The sequence below is a fragment of the Mycobacterium paraffinicum genome, assembly GCF_025822865.1.
Classification (GTDB): domain Bacteria; phylum Actinomycetota; class Actinomycetes; order Mycobacteriales; family Mycobacteriaceae; genus Mycobacterium; species Mycobacterium paraffinicum.
This window is the reverse complement of the sequence record NZ_JACKUR010000010.1, coordinates 1-15,581: the sequence shown is the minus strand read 5'-3', so window position 1 is coordinate 15,581 and position 15,581 is coordinate 1. Positions and strand designations below refer to the sequence as shown.

General features: G+C 66.9%; 11 protein-coding genes. 5 read left to right on the top strand and 6 right to left on the bottom strand.

The features are described 5' to 3' along the window. Window positions 1–4: 4 nt before the first annotated feature. From H7J89_RS00185 to malQ, 5 genes are all read right to left on the bottom strand, one after another. A complete protein-coding gene (locus tag H7J89_RS00185; protein WP_264035559.1) occupies window positions 5–286 on the bottom strand; it encodes a LapA family protein in 282 nt (93 codons plus the stop codon). 97 nt (window positions 287–383) lie between these two features. Next, a complete protein-coding gene (locus H7J89_RS00180; RefSeq protein ID WP_264035923.1) occupies window positions 384–2,126 on the bottom strand; it encodes a molybdopterin-dependent oxidoreductase in 1,743 nt (580 codons plus the stop codon). A 323-nt stretch (window positions 2,127–2,449) separates the two neighbouring features. Next, window positions 2,450–2,914, bottom strand: coding sequence for a nuclear transport factor 2 family protein (locus H7J89_RS00175; protein WP_264035558.1), 465 nt, complete (start codon window positions 2,912–2,914; stop codon window positions 2,450–2,452). A gap of 5 nt (window positions 2,915–2,919) precedes the next feature. After that, window positions 2,920–3,801: an LLM class F420-dependent oxidoreductase gene (locus tag H7J89_RS00170; RefSeq protein WP_264035556.1), complete on the bottom strand. Its 882-nt coding sequence runs from the start codon at window positions 3,799–3,801 to the stop codon at window positions 2,920–2,922. Window positions 3,802–3,805: 4 nt separating this feature from the next. Then, on the bottom strand, window positions 3,806–5,977 hold the full coding sequence (malQ, locus tag H7J89_RS00165) for a 4-alpha-glucanotransferase (RefSeq protein ID WP_264035555.1): 2,172 nt from the start codon (window positions 5,975–5,977) through the stop codon (window positions 3,806–3,808). A gap of 414 nt (window positions 5,978–6,391) precedes the next feature. Here malQ and eccB point away from each other — a divergent pair, with 414 nt between their 5' ends. Together eccB and eccCa are read left to right on the top strand one after the other, a co-directional pair. Then, complete coding sequence (gene eccB / locus H7J89_RS00160; RefSeq protein ID WP_264035554.1) at window positions 6,392–7,909, top strand: type VII secretion protein EccB; 1,518 nt, start codon at window positions 6,392–6,394, stop codon at window positions 7,907–7,909. After that, a complete protein-coding gene (gene eccCa / locus H7J89_RS00155) occupies window positions 7,906–12,075 on the top strand; it encodes a type VII secretion protein EccCa (RefSeq protein WP_264035553.1) in 4,170 nt (1,389 codons plus the stop codon). The genes eccB and eccCa overlap by 4 nt, the downstream gene beginning before the upstream one ends. 32 nt (window positions 12,076–12,107) lie before the next feature. Here eccCa and H7J89_RS00150 read toward each other — a convergent pair whose 3' ends face one another. Beyond that, the gene (locus H7J89_RS00150) at window positions 12,108–13,280 is read right to left on the bottom strand and encodes a cytochrome P450 (RefSeq protein WP_264035552.1); all 1,173 of its coding nucleotides are present in this window, start codon (window positions 13,278–13,280) and stop codon (window positions 12,108–12,110) included. A 233-nt stretch (window positions 13,281–13,513) separates the two neighbouring features. Between H7J89_RS00150 and fdxE the strand changes: the two genes are divergently transcribed. The 3 genes from fdxE (at window position 13,514) to H7J89_RS00135 (ending at window position 15,581) form a co-directional block, all read left to right on the top strand. Further along, window positions 13,514–13,708: a ferredoxin FdxE gene (gene fdxE, locus H7J89_RS00145; RefSeq protein WP_067203191.1), complete on the top strand. Its 195-nt coding sequence runs from the start codon at window positions 13,514–13,516 to the stop codon at window positions 13,706–13,708. A 494-nt stretch (window positions 13,709–14,202) separates the two neighbouring features. Beyond that, window positions 14,203–14,403: a PPE domain-containing protein gene (locus tag H7J89_RS25840; RefSeq protein WP_443677607.1), complete on the top strand. Its 201-nt coding sequence runs from the start codon at window positions 14,203–14,205 to the stop codon at window positions 14,401–14,403. Then, window positions 14,328–15,581, top strand: coding sequence for a PPE family protein (locus H7J89_RS00135; RefSeq protein WP_308205029.1), 1,254 nt, complete (start codon window positions 14,328–14,330; stop codon window positions 15,579–15,581). Before H7J89_RS25840 ends, H7J89_RS00135 begins: the two co-directional genes overlap by 76 nt.

The window sequence follows — 15,581 nt, the reverse complement described above, 5'->3', positions numbered from 1 at the left end:
GCCGCTACCGCACCACGTGGCCGATCGGCCAGTCTCGTTCCGCCTGCCGAATCCGCCTGCGGTCCATGCCAAGCCACGCCAGCCCGGCCCCGAACGCGAGCATGGCGACGATCGCGGTAGCGACACCCGCGCCGGCGTCCCCGAGGGCGAAGGTGGCCACGCACGTCACAAGTGCCAGCACGGCGGCCCCCACGATGACCAGCCCGGGCGTCCGCTCCAAGCCGTGCGCCGGCTCGGCGCTACCCCGGCGAAGAGTCCTTTCATGGTCGACAGGGCGGTCGCTCATGGGCATCTCTCCTCTGGTCAGTTCCGTTCGGCCGCTTCCGTGGAGCTACCCGGATTGCCGAAGGGACAAACGACCTGAGGCGTCGGCGCGCTACGCCCTACAGAGTCTGGTGCCGCCCAAAGTATTTGTGGTCCTCGCTGTAACCGCCGTAGCCGCTGCCGATGTCGCGGTAGTCGGCCACGAACTCGATCCCCTTGATCCACTTGACGAGTTTGAAACCGTGCTGCAGTTCGTTGCGCAACCGCAGCGGCCTGCCATGCATGTAGGGGAGGGGCTGGTCGTTCATGTTGTAGGCGAGCATCGTCATGTGATGGTCCATCTGGCCGATGTGATGGGCGTTGTAATAGATGCCGCCCGTCGCGCCGAGGCCCATCGAATAGAACACCGCCCACTTGGCTTCGGGCAGCGGTTTGACGATGTCCATGATCGTCTTCATCTGCACGCCACCCCATTTGGCGACGCCCGACCAGGCCTGGATGCAGAAGTGCTGGCTGATCTGCTCGTGGTACGGCAGCGCCATCAAGTCCTCGAGCGAAAACTCCATCGGATGCTCGACCAGACCGTAGACCTTGAGCCGCCAGTCCCGGAAGTCGTTTGCTTCCAGCTCTTTGTACTCGACGGTCTCGGGCAGCCGGCCGTTGCGCCAGTGGTGCGGCGAGATGTCCTTTTCGGTGAAGGCGCCGGGCTTGGGGTCGAGCTGTTCCAGCATGCGCTGGAACGGGCCGACGAGCGCGTATCCGACCCGCTGAATCACCCGCGGGTGACGAATAGTGAAGGGAGTGGCCCAAACCCACGCGATCGCCGTCAACACCATGGCCGCGGCGAAGATGCCGAAGCCCACCCAGCTGTTGTCGTCGCGGGAGGCGAACATGTGGTTGAGGTTTCGCAGCGCGCTGGTGGTCAACACCATCGTGACGTGCACCAGGATGAAGAACAGGAAGTAGACCAGCACCACAAAATGCAGTGAGCGCGCGTGCTGGATGCTCAGCCGCTTGCTGAGCCAGTGCACGCGCTGCGACAGAGCGGGCGACATGCCCAGCCCGGTGATCAACGCCGCGGGCGCTGCAATGAAGACCGTGGTGAAGTAGGACAACAACTGCAGGCCGTTGTAGGCGACCCAGCCGTTGTCGGTCGGCCAGTCCAGCGACAGGTACTGGACGGCCACCGACGCGGCATTGGGGAAGACATCCCAACTGGTGGGCACGATGTGCCGCCACTGTCCGGTGGCGAACAGCAACACGTAGAAGACCGCACCGTTGACGAGCCACAGCACGTCGACGCCGAGGTGCCACCATCGGGCCAGCCCGATGGAGTGCCGGAATCCGGGCAGTCCCAGTTGTGGTGGCAGGGCGACGGTGTCGGCGTTGGCGGTCCACAGCTCGTCGTCCGGTACCGGCGGGCCGACGCGCAGCCACTCGTCCTTACCCGGGGTGGCGTTGCGGCTGAAGTAGAGCCGGGGATGGTCGCAGAGGATCTGGATCCCGGTCCTGATGATGAACATCATCATGAAGAGGTTGAAGAAATGCGTCCATCCGATCCAGGCCGGCAGGCCGGGCGTGACATTGGAGCTGTCCGTACCGGGGTGACGCTGAATGAACGACTGGACGGCCGGCATGTTGTGCAGGCCTTTGCCGACCGCCACCCCGGCGATCAGCAGGGCGAAGCCGATGGGGATCAGCCAGAGCAGGTTGAACCACCGGTCGCGGCCGATGCGCAGCTTCGGTGCGGTCGCCCGCCGTGTGAGATCGAAACCGCCGCCGTAGGTCTCGACATCGATGACGTCTTCGGCGGTGTGAATCTCGTTGCGGTAGTCCGGGGCGGAGTCCAGCGGCGTGCCCACTGCCAGTGTCGATACGTTGCCGTTCGGCGCTTCCCGTCCTCCGGTGTTTCCGGCGGTATTGACGTTCAGGTTCCGATGTTCGGTGTTCGTCACGCGGCCGAAAATACACGGATCGACTTGTAAAAATTGGACACGATCAGGAAGAAGCGCACCGGCCGCGGCCTCATCCGAGCCTGGGGCGGCCGGCTCCCGCCCGGAGCGGGCAAAATGCACCTCGCCCCGCGAGGCGATAACCGCACCTGCTAAACGAAGCGCCTGTTTGCGCCGCAGATTCGGTTTATGGAGGGTCGCTGTGAGTTTGCGCAAAGTCTTCTGCAAGCTCGCTAGATCGCGCCGTGTGGCCGCACCCGTCGGGCCTTGCGGGTCTCAAGGGCGTTGATGGTCAACGCACGGCGGCCGATCAGCCATCCGTCGGTCAGCTCGTATTCGTCGTCGTAGCGCAAATGCCAGACCGCGTCGACGAATTCGTCGCCGCGCTGGTCCCAGTGGTGCGCGATGCACGCAACGCGCCCACGGGCCGTACCCGGCCCGGTGGCCTCGTAGACCTCGCCGACGATGGCGTGTTCGGTGCGGGCGACGGCCGCGACGGTAGCGACCGCCGCGGTGATGGCGTCTCGCCCACGATGCGAATGGACGGGCTCCAGCGCCGCGGGCGGATCGGGCACCGCAAGCACGGCGGTGTCAGTGAAAAGTGCTGCGACGGAATCGAATCGGCGCTCGTCAACGTGCGCCGCGTATCTGTGCACCAAGTCGCTGAGGGCTGATCGGTCGTCGGCTGACAGGCTCATTGGGGTCACGCGATCAGCGACAGCCGCTGCGCGCACTCCGATAGCACGTCCTTGGCCTGCCCGATGTCGACAGTCGACGGCATCGACAACACGAGCCGGTCGGCGCCCTGATCGACCAGGCTCTCCGCCCTTTCGGCGTCGATCTTGTTGACCGCGTGGCCCAATGACACTTCCAGGGCCGCCGGATCGCGGCCCGCCGACGCCGCCTCGTCGCGCATGAGCGCGATCAATGACGCCAGCTGCGGCCCCGCCACCCCGAGCGGTTGGAAGCCGTCCGCCAAGCGGCCGGCGCGACGGGCCGCCGCCCGGCTGTGCCCGCCGATGTGAACGGGGAGTCGTTCTCCAGCAATGGGTTTCGGGTAACACATGACGTTGTCGAAGCTGAAGAACTCACCGTGGTGCGAAGCCCCGTGCGGTTGGTCGGCCCACAGAGCCCGCAAGACGGCCAACTGCTCGTCGGCACGCCTGCCGCGGTTCTCGAAGTCCGCACCGCAAGCCTCCAGCTCCTCCCTGAGCCATCCGACGCCCACACATAGCCGCAGCCGTCCGCCCGACAACGCGTCCACGCTTGCGGCACGCTTGGCGAGGACCACCGGATGGTGGTTGGGCAACACCAAGACGCCGGTGGCCAACCCGAGGGTGGTGGTGCGGCCGGCCAGGAACGCCAGCAGGTCGAGCGGGTCGGGGATAGGGCAGTCGGCCGCCAGCCCCACGCGTCCCGAACTGTCATACGGGTAGACGCTGTCGTAGCGGGTGACCAGCACGGTGTGCTCGACCACAACGATCGACTCGAACCCGCATTGTTCTAGGTGGCCGGCGAAGGCCGCCATCCATTCGGGATCCGCGGTGACGCCGTCGGCCACCGGCGCCAAGACTGAGACCTTCATGGCCTCAGAAGCTAACAGGCGCGCTCTCGACGGCCGCGTGCGCGATTGCACTGCGCACGGCCTCGGCCAGGGTGGCCGCGCGGACGTCGGTGAACAGGTCCTCGAGCAGCACCGGGCGCCCGGCGGGGTCGGTCAGCGGAATCCGCCAGTTGGGGTATTCGTCGGTGGTGCCGGGCTGGTTCTGGGTCCGGCGGTCGCCGACCGCGTCGGTCAGTGCCACGCCCAGCAACCGCGACGGCGTCCGGCCCAGGTATCGGTACAGGGCGATGACGATTTTCTCCGCGTCGTCTTCGCCGTCGTCGAGCAAGCCCACCCGACGCAACTCGGCCATCCAGGCCGCCAGCTCGGCCCGGTCGGTGGCGAGCTCGTCCTCGGCGGGGCGGGTCAGCAATCCGAGAGCTTCGCGCAGCCGCACGTGGTCGCCGGCCAGATAGCCCGCCGTCGGCGGCAGATCGTGGGTGGTCACCGAGGACAGGCAGTACTCGCGCCAGCGCTCGGCCGGCAGCGGACCGCCGTTTCCGTCCCGATCCAACTCGAACCACAGGATCGAGGTGCCGAGCAAGCCGCGCAGTAGCAGGTAGTCGCGCACCCACGGTTCGACCGTGCCCAAATCCTCGCCCACGACCAGCGCCCCGGCGCGGTGGGCCTCCAGGGCGACGATGCCGATCATCGCCTCATGGTCGTAACGCACGTAAGTGCCCTCGGTGGGCGCCGCGCCCGCCGGGATCCACCACAGCCGGAACAATCCGATGATGTGGTCGATGCGCACGCCGCCGGCATGCCGCAGCACCGCGCTTATCACTGCCCGAAACGGCCGATACTCCTCCGCATCGAGTCGATCGGGCCGCCAAGGCGGCTGGGACCAGTCCTGGCCGAGTTGATTGAACTCGTCCGGCGGCGCGCCGGCGGTGACACCCAGCGCCAAGACATCCTGTAGCGCCCACGCGTCGGCACCGTTGGGATGCACGCCGACGGCGAGGTCGTGCATCACGCCCAGCGCCATTCCGGCCCGGATCGCCTGCGACTGCGCCGAGGCGAGTTGCTCGTCGAGTTGCCACTGCAGCCACCGATGGAAATCGACTGCATCCGCATGCTTCTCGACGAACCGGTTGACGCCGGGCGCGCGGGGATGCCGCAGCGACTTCGGCCAGGAGTGCCAATCGTCGCCGTACTTCTCGGCCAGGGCGCACCAGGTGGCGAAGTCGTCGAGCGGGGTTCCCTCGCGGGCGCGGAAGGCTTCGTAGGCCAGCTCGCGGCCGGCGGACCGCGGCACCCGGTGCAAAAGCTCAAGCGCCGCGCACTTCGCCGCCCACGCACTGTCGCGATCGATTGCGTCGAGCCGAGCAGCTCGCTGTTGCACGTCGAAACGCAGGCGCCGCACCCGGCTGCGCTTGGGCAGCTCGGCGAACTCGGGAATCGCCTCGACGTGAAGATAGATCGGGTTGACGAAACGCCTCGATGTCGGCAGGTAAGGCGACGGCTCCATCCGGGCCGCCGGTCCAGAAAACTGAGCCGCGTGCAACGGATTGACCAATAGATAGTCGGCGCCGTGCCGCGACGCCGACCAGACGGCCAGGTCGGTCAGATCCGTCAGATCGCCGACGCCCCACGACTGTCTGGAGCGCACGCTGTAAAGCTGGGCGGCCAGGCCCCAGCCCCGCCGGGCGCCGAGCCGCTCCGGCAGCCCGAGCCAATCCGGCGTCACGATCACCGCGCTGCTGGTCTCACTGCCACCGGAACGCAGGTGCACCCGGTGATAGCCGAGCGGCAGATCGGCCGGCAGCACGAAGCTGGCCTCGCCGACCCAGCGCCCGTCCAGGTCGAACGGCGGGGTGAAGTTGTCGACCTGCTGGATCCCGCCGCGTACCGTGCCGTCCTCGAGCCGCAACCAGACTTCGGCGGGATCGCCGTGGGTCACGTGCACCCAAAACCGCATCTGCTCACCGGTGCGACCGACGATGGTCGCCGGCAACCGGCGCGCCCAATACGACCGAAGCTTCGCGGTCAGAGCGACGTTGCGCTCCTGCTCCGTGCCGGCCGCGACGCTGAGCGCGGCCAACACTGCCACCAGCGTGGTTGCCGATACCGGCACCCGCCGCCCGGTCCAGTCGTCGTACTCGGTCGCGATGCCGTGCCTGCGGGCAAGTTCGACCAGCGACGGCGCGAGCTCACTCATACCGCTCATCTTGCTGCCAGAATTCGCCGGCCGACCAATCGGGGAGAGGTGGCGCGCGCCGTCGCCCGTTTTGCCGGCGCATTTCGCCGCTCTTCCGTTCGCCGAGGCAGCCGCTCGACAGGACGAGCCTGCCATTCGCCATTACGATGCCCTGAGGAGACGTGAGTGTCCGGACGGGGATCGGCGGGGGAACCCGAAAGTGCCAGTTCAACGGCACTTGGTGGGGTGCTCGCGTCGGCCCACGCGGCGAGGCGAGGGCGTCCGTATAGATGTACGCAGAGTGATGTAGATGTGAACGCACGTCGTCGCGTGGCGAGGTCGCTACGGGTGACTTAACGTTGTCGATGTAATTCGCGCTGCGGATATTTTCAGGGACAATATCCAGGCGTTCTAGAGACCGGATGGTGAATCAACGTGGCGGAAGAGAGTCGCGGGCAACGCGGGTCGGGGTATGGCCTCGGGTTGTCGACGCGGACCCAGGTGACCGGCTACCAGTTCCTCGCTCGCCGCACCGCAATGGCGCTCACCCGGTGGCGCGTCCGCATGGAGGTCGAGCCGGGACGCCGCCAGACTCTGGCAGTCGTGGCCTCGGTGTCGGCGGCGCTGGTGATCTGCCTGGGCGCGCTGCTCTACTCGTTCCTCAGCCCGGCGGGCCAGGTCGGTGATTCGCCGATCATCGCCGACCGCGACTCCGGCGCGCTGTATGTCCGTGTGGGCGACAAGCTGTACCCGGCGCTGAACCTGGCGTCGGCGCGGCTGATCACCGGCCGCCCGGACAACCCGCACCTGGTCAAGTCCAACCAGATCGCCACGCTGCCGCGCGGCCCGATGGTGGGCATCCCGGGTGCGCCGTCGAACTTCCACCCCTCGAGTCCGTCCACGTCGTCGTGGCTGGTGTGCGACACCGTCGGCAGCTCGACCGGCGTCAGCGCGCCGTCGGGGGTGACGGTCACCGTCATCGACGGGAACCCAGACCTCAGCAACCACCGGCACGTGCTGAACGGGTCGGACGCCGTGGTACTGAGCTACGGCGGCGACGCGTGGGTGATCCGCGAGGGGCGCCGGTCGCGCATCGACGCGACGAACCGCTCGGTGCTGCTGCCGCTCGGCCTGACGCCCGAGCAGGTGGGTCAGGCGAAGCCCATGAGCCGCGCCCTGTTCGACGCGTTGCCGGTGGGCCCCGAACTGACCGTGCCGCAGGTGCAGAACGCGGGCGCCGGCGCGTCGTTCCCCAACGCGCCCGGCCCGATCGGGACGGTGATCGTCACGCCGCAAATCAGTGGGCCGCAACAGTATTCGCTGGTGCTGGCTGACGGTGTGCAAACGCTGCCCCCGTTGGTGGCGCAGATCCTGCAGAACGCCGGGCCCGGCAACACCAAGCCGGTGACCGTGGAACCGTCCGCCCTGGCCAAGATGCCCGTGGTCAACAAGCTGGACCTGTCCTCCTACCCGGACGCCCCGCTCAACGTGGCGGACATCCGCGAGAACCCGTCGACCTGCTGGTGGTGGCAGAAGACGTCCGGGGAGAACCGGGCCCGCATCCAGGTCGTGTCCGGCGCGACGATTCCGGTCGCGGCCAAGGATGAGAACAGGGTGGTTTCGCTGGTCAAGGCCGACACCACCGGTCGCGAGGCCGACCAGGTCTTCTTCGGTCCCGACTACGGGAACTTCGTGGCCGTCACCGGCAACGACCCCGGCGCCAAGACGACGGAGTCGTTGTGGTGGCTGACGGACGCGGGTGCCAGGTTCGGTGTCGACGACACCCGGGACGTGCGTGAGGCGTTGGGCCTGAAGACGAAACCGAGCATGGTGCCGTGGGTGGCGCTGCGGTTGCTCCCACAAGGCCCGACCCTCTCGCGGGCGGACGCCCTCGTGGAGCACGACACCCTACCGATGGATATGTCCCCTGCAGAATTGGCGGTACCTAAGTGAAACGCGGGTTTGCGCGGCCGACACCGGAGAAGCCTCCGGTCATCAAGCCGGAGAACATCGTCCTTCCGACGCCCCTGAGCATTCCGCCGCCGGAGGGCAAGCCCTGGTGGCTGATCGTGGTCGGCGTCGTGGTGGTCGGCCTGCTGATCGGCATGGTCGCCATGACCTTCGCCAGCGGCTCACACGTGTTCGGCGGCGCCGGGTCGATCTTCCCGATCTTCATGATCGGTGGCGTCGCGATGATGATGTTCGGCGGCCGGTTCGGCGGTCAGCAGCAGATGAGCCGGCCCAAGCTGGACGCGATGCGCGCCCAGTTCATGCTGATGCTGGACATGCTGCGCGAGACCGCCCACGAGTCGGCGGACAGCATGGACGCCAACTACCGCTGGTACCACCCGGCGCCCACCACGCTGTCCGCCGCGGTGGGGTCGTCGCGGATGTGGGAACGCAAGCCCGACGGCAAGGACCTCAACTTCGGTGTGGTGCGGGTCGGCGTCGGTATGACGCGTCCCGAGGTGACCTGGGGTGAGCCCCAGAACATGCCGACCGACATCGAGCTGGAGCCGGTGACGGGTAAGGCGCTGCAGGAGTTCGGGCGCTACCAAAGCGTCGTCTACAACCTGCCCAAGATGATCTCGCTGCTCGTCGAACCCTGGTACTCGCTCGACGGGCAGCGGGAGCAGGTCCTGGGACTGATGCGCGCGATCATCTGCCAGCTGGCGTTCTCGCACGGCCCGGACCACGTGCAGATGGTCGTCGTCACCTCGGATCTCGACGAGTGGGACTGGGTGAAGTGGCTTCCGCACTTCGGTGACCCGCGACGTCAGGACGCCGCCGGGAACGCGCGGATGGTCTACAGCTCGGTGCGCGAGTTCGCCGCCGAGCAGGCCGAATTGTTCGCCGGCCGTGGCTCTTTCACGCCCCGGCACGCGAGTTCGTCGGCGCAGACTCCGACGCCCCACACGGTGATCGTCGCCGACGTCGTCGACCCCCAGTGGGAGTACGTGATCAGCTCCGAAGGCGTCGACGGCGTGACGTTCTTCGACCTGAGCGGCTCCTCGATGTGGACGGCGGTCCCCGAGCGCACCTTGCGGTTCGACGACAAGGGCGTCATCGAGGCGCTGCCCCGCGACCGCGACACCTGGATGGTGATCGACGAGAAGCCGTGGTTCTTCGCGCTCACGGACCACATCAGCGTCGCGGAGGCCGAGGAATTCGCCCAGGCGCTGGCCCGCTGGCGGCTCGCCGAGGCGTACGAAGAGATCGGTCAGCGGGTCGCCCACATCGGCGCCCGAGACATCATGGCCTACTACGGAATCGACGATCCGGGCCGCATCGACTTCGAGGCGTTGTGGGGAAGCCGTAACGACTCGATGGGCCGGTCGCGGTTGCGGGCACCGTTCGGTGTTCGTTCCGACAACGGCGAGCTGCTGTTCTTGGACATGAAGTCTCTCGACGAGGGCGGTGACGGCCCGCACGGCGTCATGTCCGGTACGACCGGCTCCGGTAAATCGACCCTGGTGCGAACCGTGATCGAGTCGCTGATGCTCAGCCACCCGCCGGAAGAGCTGCAGTTCGTGCTGGCCGACCTCAAGGGTGGGTCGGCCGTCAAGCCGTTCGCCGGGGTACCGCACGTGTCGCGGATCATCACCGACCTGGAAGAGGACCAGGCGCTCATGGAGCGCTTCCTCGACGCCCTCTGGGGCGAGATCGCCCGGCGCAAGGCGATCTGTGACAGCGCCGGTGTCGACGACGCCAAGGAGTACAACTCGGTTCGCCTCAGGATGCGGGCACGCGGCCAGGACATGGCGCCGCTGCCGATGCTCGTGGTGGTCATCGACGAGTTCTACGAATGGTTCCGCATCATGCCGACCGCGGTCGACGTGCTCGACTCGATCGGCCGGCAGGGTCGCGCCTACTGGATCCACCTGATGATGGCGTCGCAGACCATCGAAAGCCGCGCCGAAAAGCTCATGGAGAACATGGGTTACCGGCTGGTGCTGAAGGCGCGTACCGCCGGTGCGGCGCAGGCCGCCGGCGTGCCGAACGCCGTGAACCTGCCGGCGCAGGCGGGTCTGGGCTACTTCCGGCGCAGCCTCGAGGACATCGTCCGCTTCCAGGCGGAGTTCCTGTGGCGGGACTACTTCCCCCGCGGGCTCACCGATGACGGCGAGGAAGCGCCCGCGTTGGTGCACAGCATCGATTACGTTCGCCCGCAACTGTTTACCAACTCGTTCACCCCGCTCGAGGTGAGCGTGGGCGGACCGGACCTCACGCCGGCCGCCATCACGAATGGCGAGACGCTGGAAGCCGACGGCCTCCCGCGCGATGACGACGACGTCGAGGGCATCCGGGTTCCGAAGGTCGGCACGGTCATCATCGATCAGCTGCGCAAGATCGACTTCGAGCCGTACCGGCTGTGGCAACCGCCGCTCAACCAGCCGATCCCCATCGACGAATTGGTCAACCGGTTCCTCGGCCACCCGTGGCAGGAGGACTACGGCACGGCCCGCGACCTGGTCTTCCCGATCGGGATCATCGACCGCCCGTTCAAGCACGACCAGCCGCCGTGGACGGTCGACACCTCCGGTCCGGGCGCCAACGTCCTGATCCTGGGCGCCGGCGGTTCGGGCAAGACCACCGCCCTGCAGACCCTGATCTGCTCGGCCGCGCTGACCCACACCCCCGAGCAGGTCCAGTTCTACTGCCTGGCCTACAGCAGCACCGCGCTGACCACCGTCGCCCGGCTACCGCACGTGGGTGAGGTGGCCGGCCCGACCGATCCCTACGGCGTGCGGCGGACGGTCGCCGAGCTGCTGGCGCTGGTGCGGCAGCGGAAGAGCACCTTCCTCGAGTACGGAATCGCCTCGATGGAGGTCTTCCGGCGCCGCAAGTTCGGCGGTGAGCCCGGCCCGGTCCCCAACGACGGGTTCGGCGACGTCTACCTGGTGGTCGACAACTACCGGGCGCTGGCCGAAGAGAACGAGGTGCTGATCGAGCAGGTGAACCTGATCATCAACCAGGGCCCCTCGTTCGGGGTGCACGTGATAGTCACCGCGGACCGCGAATCCGAGCTGCGGCCCCCGGTGCGCAGCGGCTTCGGCTCTCGGGTCGAATTGCGGCTGGCGGCCGTGGAAGACGCCAAGCTGGTGCGGTCCCGGTTCGCCAAGGACGTTCCGGTCAAGCCGGGCCGCGGCATGGTCGCGGTCAACTACGTCCGACTGGACTCCGACCCGCAGGCCGGTCTGCACACGTTGGTGGCCCGGCCCGCGCTCGCCACCACAGCGGGTTACGTGTTCGAGTCCGACAGCGTCATCGACGCGGTCAGCCGTCTCACCAGCGGCCAGGCCCCGCCGGTGCGCCGGCTCCCCGCCCGGTTCGACGTGGAGCAGCTGCGCGAGCTGGCCGCGCGGGACACCCGCCAAGGGGTCGGCGCGGGCGGAATCGCCTGGGCCATCTCCGAATTGGACCTGTCGCCGGTCTACCTCAACTTCGCCGAGAATGCGCACCTGATGGTGACGGGTCGACGCGAATGTGGGCGCACGACCACGCTGGCCACCATCATGAGCGAAATCGGCCGGCTGTACGCGCCGGGAGCCAGCAGCGCACCCCCGCCACCGGCCGGCCAGCCGTCGGCACAGGTGTGGCTGGTGGACCCACGGCGTCAGCTGCTGACCACACTGGGCGCGGACTACGTCGAGAAGTTCGCGTACAACCTCGACGGCGTCCAGGCGATGATGGGCGAGCTGGCAGCCGTCCTGGCCGACCGCGAACCGCCGCCCGGCCTGTCCGCGGAAGAGTTGTTGTCGCGGTCGTGGTGGAGCGGCCCGGAGATCTTCCTGATCGTCGACGACATCCAGCAGCTGCCGGCCGGATTCGATTCGCCGCTGCACAAGGCTGCGCCGTGGGTCACCCGGGCCGCCGACGTCGGGTTGCACGTGCTGGTGACGCGCACCTTCGGTGGCTGGTCTTCGGCGGGCAGCGACCCGATGTTGCGGGCCCTGGCTCAGGCGAACGCGCCGTTGCTGGTGATGGACGCCGACCCGGACGAGGGATTCATCCGCGGAAAGATGAAGGGTGGCCCGCTGCCCCGCGGTCGAGGCCTGCTGATGGCCGAGGACACCGGCGTGTTCGTACAGGTCGCGGCGACGGAGTTGCGCAAGTAAGACGGAATGCCGCTGCGTTGGGGTTGGCTGGATCAGCCCCAGCGCAGCGGTAATTCTTTGAGCGCGAAACTTTTTGAGGGGTAATTGATCGCGGGGACGTAGTCCGCGGGAACTTCGAAGTCGGGAATCTGCCTGAGCCATTCCGCGACGATCACCGTCAGTTCGATCCGCGCCAGGTGGGACCCCAGGCAGCGGTGCGGCCCGCCACCAAACCCCCAGTGCCGGTGGACCTTTCCATCCATCACCAATTCGTTGACCGACGTGGCGTCGCTGTCGTCGCGGTTGACCGCGGCCATGCACAACCGCACCGATGTGCCGGGTGGCAACGTCATGCCGCCGATCTCGACGAATTGGGTGGTGATCCGGGGCGCCACCGGCGCCGAAGGCTCCAGTCGGACGATCTCTTCGATGAAAACCCGAATCTGCCTTGGGTTGTCGCGGAGCAACTCGCGCAGCTGCGGTCGCCGCGCCAACTGGAACAGGCAGAATCCGATCGCCGCCGTCACCGTGTCCAGGCCCGCCAGAATCAGCAGATGGCTCATGCCCAGCAGTTCCAGATCGCTGAAATCACCGTCACTGCCCATGATTTGCGACAACATGTCGGATCCGGGGTTCTGCCGGCGTTGCTGGATCGCATCGGCCAGATACGCCAGCAGCTGCTCACTCTTCTCGATGTCGGTCTGGGTGATGTAGGGCTTGTCGCTGACGACGGCGTCCTTCCAGTCGATCAGGCGGTCGCGATCCTCGATCGGCAGGCCGTAGAGGTCCATGAAGACCTGAAACGGATACAGGTGTGCGAAGTCGGCCATCACTTCGCATTTGCCTTGGGCGGCAAGGGCGGCGATCATTTCGGCGGCGTGCCGCTCCAGCACCGGGCGGGACTTACTCAGACCGAGCGGGCTGAAGAAGGGCTGCAGCACCTTCCGGTACCGCGTGTGCTGCGGCGGGTCGAATGCCAGTGGCAACACGGGCAGTGGGTGCCCGGGGGGCTGCAGGATCGTCGACGAGAACACCTTGGGATTGCGCAGCGCGGCCAGCACGTCCTCACGGCGGGTGATGTGGTAGTGGCCGTTCATGAACACCACCGGACCGGCGTCGCGCAACGTCTTCCACCCGACGCCCCGGTCCTCGGCCATCGGTAACTTCTCGAAATCGAGGCGCGGTAGGTGGAACGTGCCTTGCTGGCCTTGGCCAGGAGTGCTCATGGGCTCTCCGCTTGTCTATCTTGATCTGCTCACCGCTGCGGCGGGGACTTCGTCGGCACCGTTTCCAGCCGGCACACCAATATCGCATGTGTCGCAAAGGGACACGAATCCGACCGCTGGCCGGTAGCGGCGTTCAAAGCGCCCGGCCCCGCCCGGCGGGTATCTTCTACACTTCAACGAGCGGCTGATATCCGTCTGGATTGTTTCGCAGAACCGGGTAGGGAGGAAACCTGATGAGGGTTCGTCTCGAACAATCCAAATGCGTGGGTCATGCCCAGTGCTACGCCGTTGATCCGAATCTGTTCCCCATAGACGACTCGGGCTATTCGATCCTCGAAGAGCACGAGGTGCTGCCCGAGGACGAGCAGCTGACTCGCGACGGTGTGGCTTCCTGCCCGGAAATGGCATTGATTCTCGAAGAGGACTGACCCGGCGCGAGTGCCGTGTGGGCAGCAGCGACAACGATTTGAAAGCAAACCCCGAATGAACAAACAGTTGCCGCAAATGAACTGTAGTCGACGGGGAATGAACAGTCCCTGGCCTGGAATGAACAATTGGCGTCGCGTGTCGGCGCGCGCCTGATAACGAACTAATCTCATCCACGAGCGGCAGTTCGGGAAGATGTGAACTGTCGCTCGGTTGCTGACAGCAGGGGATCAATCGAGGCTAAAGGTGCACGTTGTTCCTGACCGGGCGTCCGAGAAGCGTGGTGCGAGACCACATTTGGGCACCGGGCACGGAATTGGCAGGATGCGCCGGTCAGCCCGCCGACTGGGGTGGCAGACCGAGAGGTCTGAGTCGGTGATTCCGGGCGGTCAGCGACCTACGGGTGGCAATTGCTTACGAAGCCGTGACCACGGCCACCACTGATCCGATGCGACTGCCGCGATCGCCAGCGATCGCGGCCAACTGAGGAGAACAGGTGTTTGACTTCGGGGCGTTACCGCCGGAGGTTAATTCCGGTCGGATGTATGCGGGTCCGGGTTCGGGGCCGTTGATGGCTGCGGCGGCGGCGTGGGATGAGATTGCTGCTGAGGTGGCTGCGAGGTGTTTGACTTCGGGGCGTTACCGCCGGAGGTTAATTCCGGTCGGATGTATGCGGGTCCGGGTTCGGGGCCGTTGATGGCTGCGGCGGCGGCGTGGGATGAGATTGCTGCTGAGGTGGCTGCGGCGGCTAGTGGGTATAGCTCGGTGGTTTCGGAGTTGACGGCGGGGCCGTGGGTGGGTCCGGCGGCGTCGTCGATGATCGCGGCGGTGGTGCCGTATGTGAGTTGGTTGGGTGCGGTGGCGGGGTTGGCCGAGGACACGGCCAGTCAGGGTCGGGCGGCGGCGGCGGCTTTTGAGGCGGCGTTTGCGATGACGGTGCCCCCGCCGGTGATTGCGGCCAATCGGGTGTTGTTGGCGACGTTGATCGCGACGAATTTCTTTGGGCAGAACACGCCGGCGATCATGGCGACCGAGGCCCAGTACCTGGAGATGTGGGCCCAGGACGCGGCGGCGATGTATGGGTATGCGGCGGCCTCGGCGACGGCCTCGGAGTTGGCGCCCTTTGATGCCCCGCCGAATACCACGACTCCCGATGGGGTGGCCGATCAGGCGTTGGCGCTGACTCAGGCCGCCCAGCAGCCGGCGGGTAACGCCGCCCAAACCGTGGCCTCGAGTACCCCGCAGTTGGCGACCACGCAATTGGTGAGCACCGCGGCGCCCCAGGTGACCGCGACGTCGTCGCAACCCGGGCCGTTTACCTGGTTGACGAGTGCGATTCAGAACTTCACCCAGAGTGGGTTGCCCACCCCGACCAACAATTACCTCGGGCTGAATCCCACGTTGTACACGGTGATCCTGAAGCAGACCTCGGGTCTTGCCTATTTCTCGAACGGTATACCGGCGTTTTGGTCCCAGCTTGCCCAGCAGTTGGTGTCGGGTCCTGGTGGTAGCACGGCCGGTGCCGGCGGTGCGTGGTATCCGACGCCGCAGTTCGCCCAGTTGGGCCTGGGCAACCTGGGCAGTCTGAGCAGCAACGTCGTCTCGGCCGGTGCCGGGCAGGCCAGCCAAGTCGGGGCGTTGTCGGTGCCCCAGCAGTGGGCCACGCTGACCTCGGCGGTCAGCCCGGCCAACGCCGCCGAGGCCGAGGCCCTTCCCGTCCAGACCGCCGGGGCGGGCGCGAACGCCCCGGGCAACGCCCTGCTGCGCGGCATGCCCACCGGCGCCATCGGCCGACGCGCGGGCGCCGCCGCGGGCTACTCCCACAAATACGGCTTCCGCTACAGCGTCCTCACCCGCCCACCATCAGCCGGATAG

Bases quoted from the DNA above. Each gene is read 5' to 3' on its own strand.
- H7J89_RS00185 (WP_264035559.1), bottom strand. From the start codon at position 286: ATGAGCGACCGCCCTGTCGACCATGAAAGGACTCTTCGCCGGGGTAGC.
- H7J89_RS00175 (WP_264035558.1), bottom strand. From the start codon at position 2,914: ATGAGCCTGTCAGCCGACGACCGATCAGCCCTCAGCGACTTGGTGCAC.
- H7J89_RS00170 (WP_264035556.1), bottom strand. From the start codon at position 3,801: ATGAAGGTCTCAGTCTTGGCGCCGGTGGCCGACGGCGTCACCGCGGAT.
- malQ (WP_264035555.1), bottom strand. From the start codon at position 5,977: ATGAGTGAGCTCGCGCCGTCGCTGGTCGAACTTGCCCGCAGGCACGGC.
- H7J89_RS00150 (WP_264035552.1), bottom strand. From the start codon at position 13,280: ATGAGCACTCCTGGCCAAGGCCAGCAAGGCACGTTCCACCTACCGCGC.
- fdxE (WP_067203191.1), top strand. From the start codon at position 13,514: ATGAGGGTTCGTCTCGAACAATCCAAATGCGTGGGTCATGCCCAGTGC.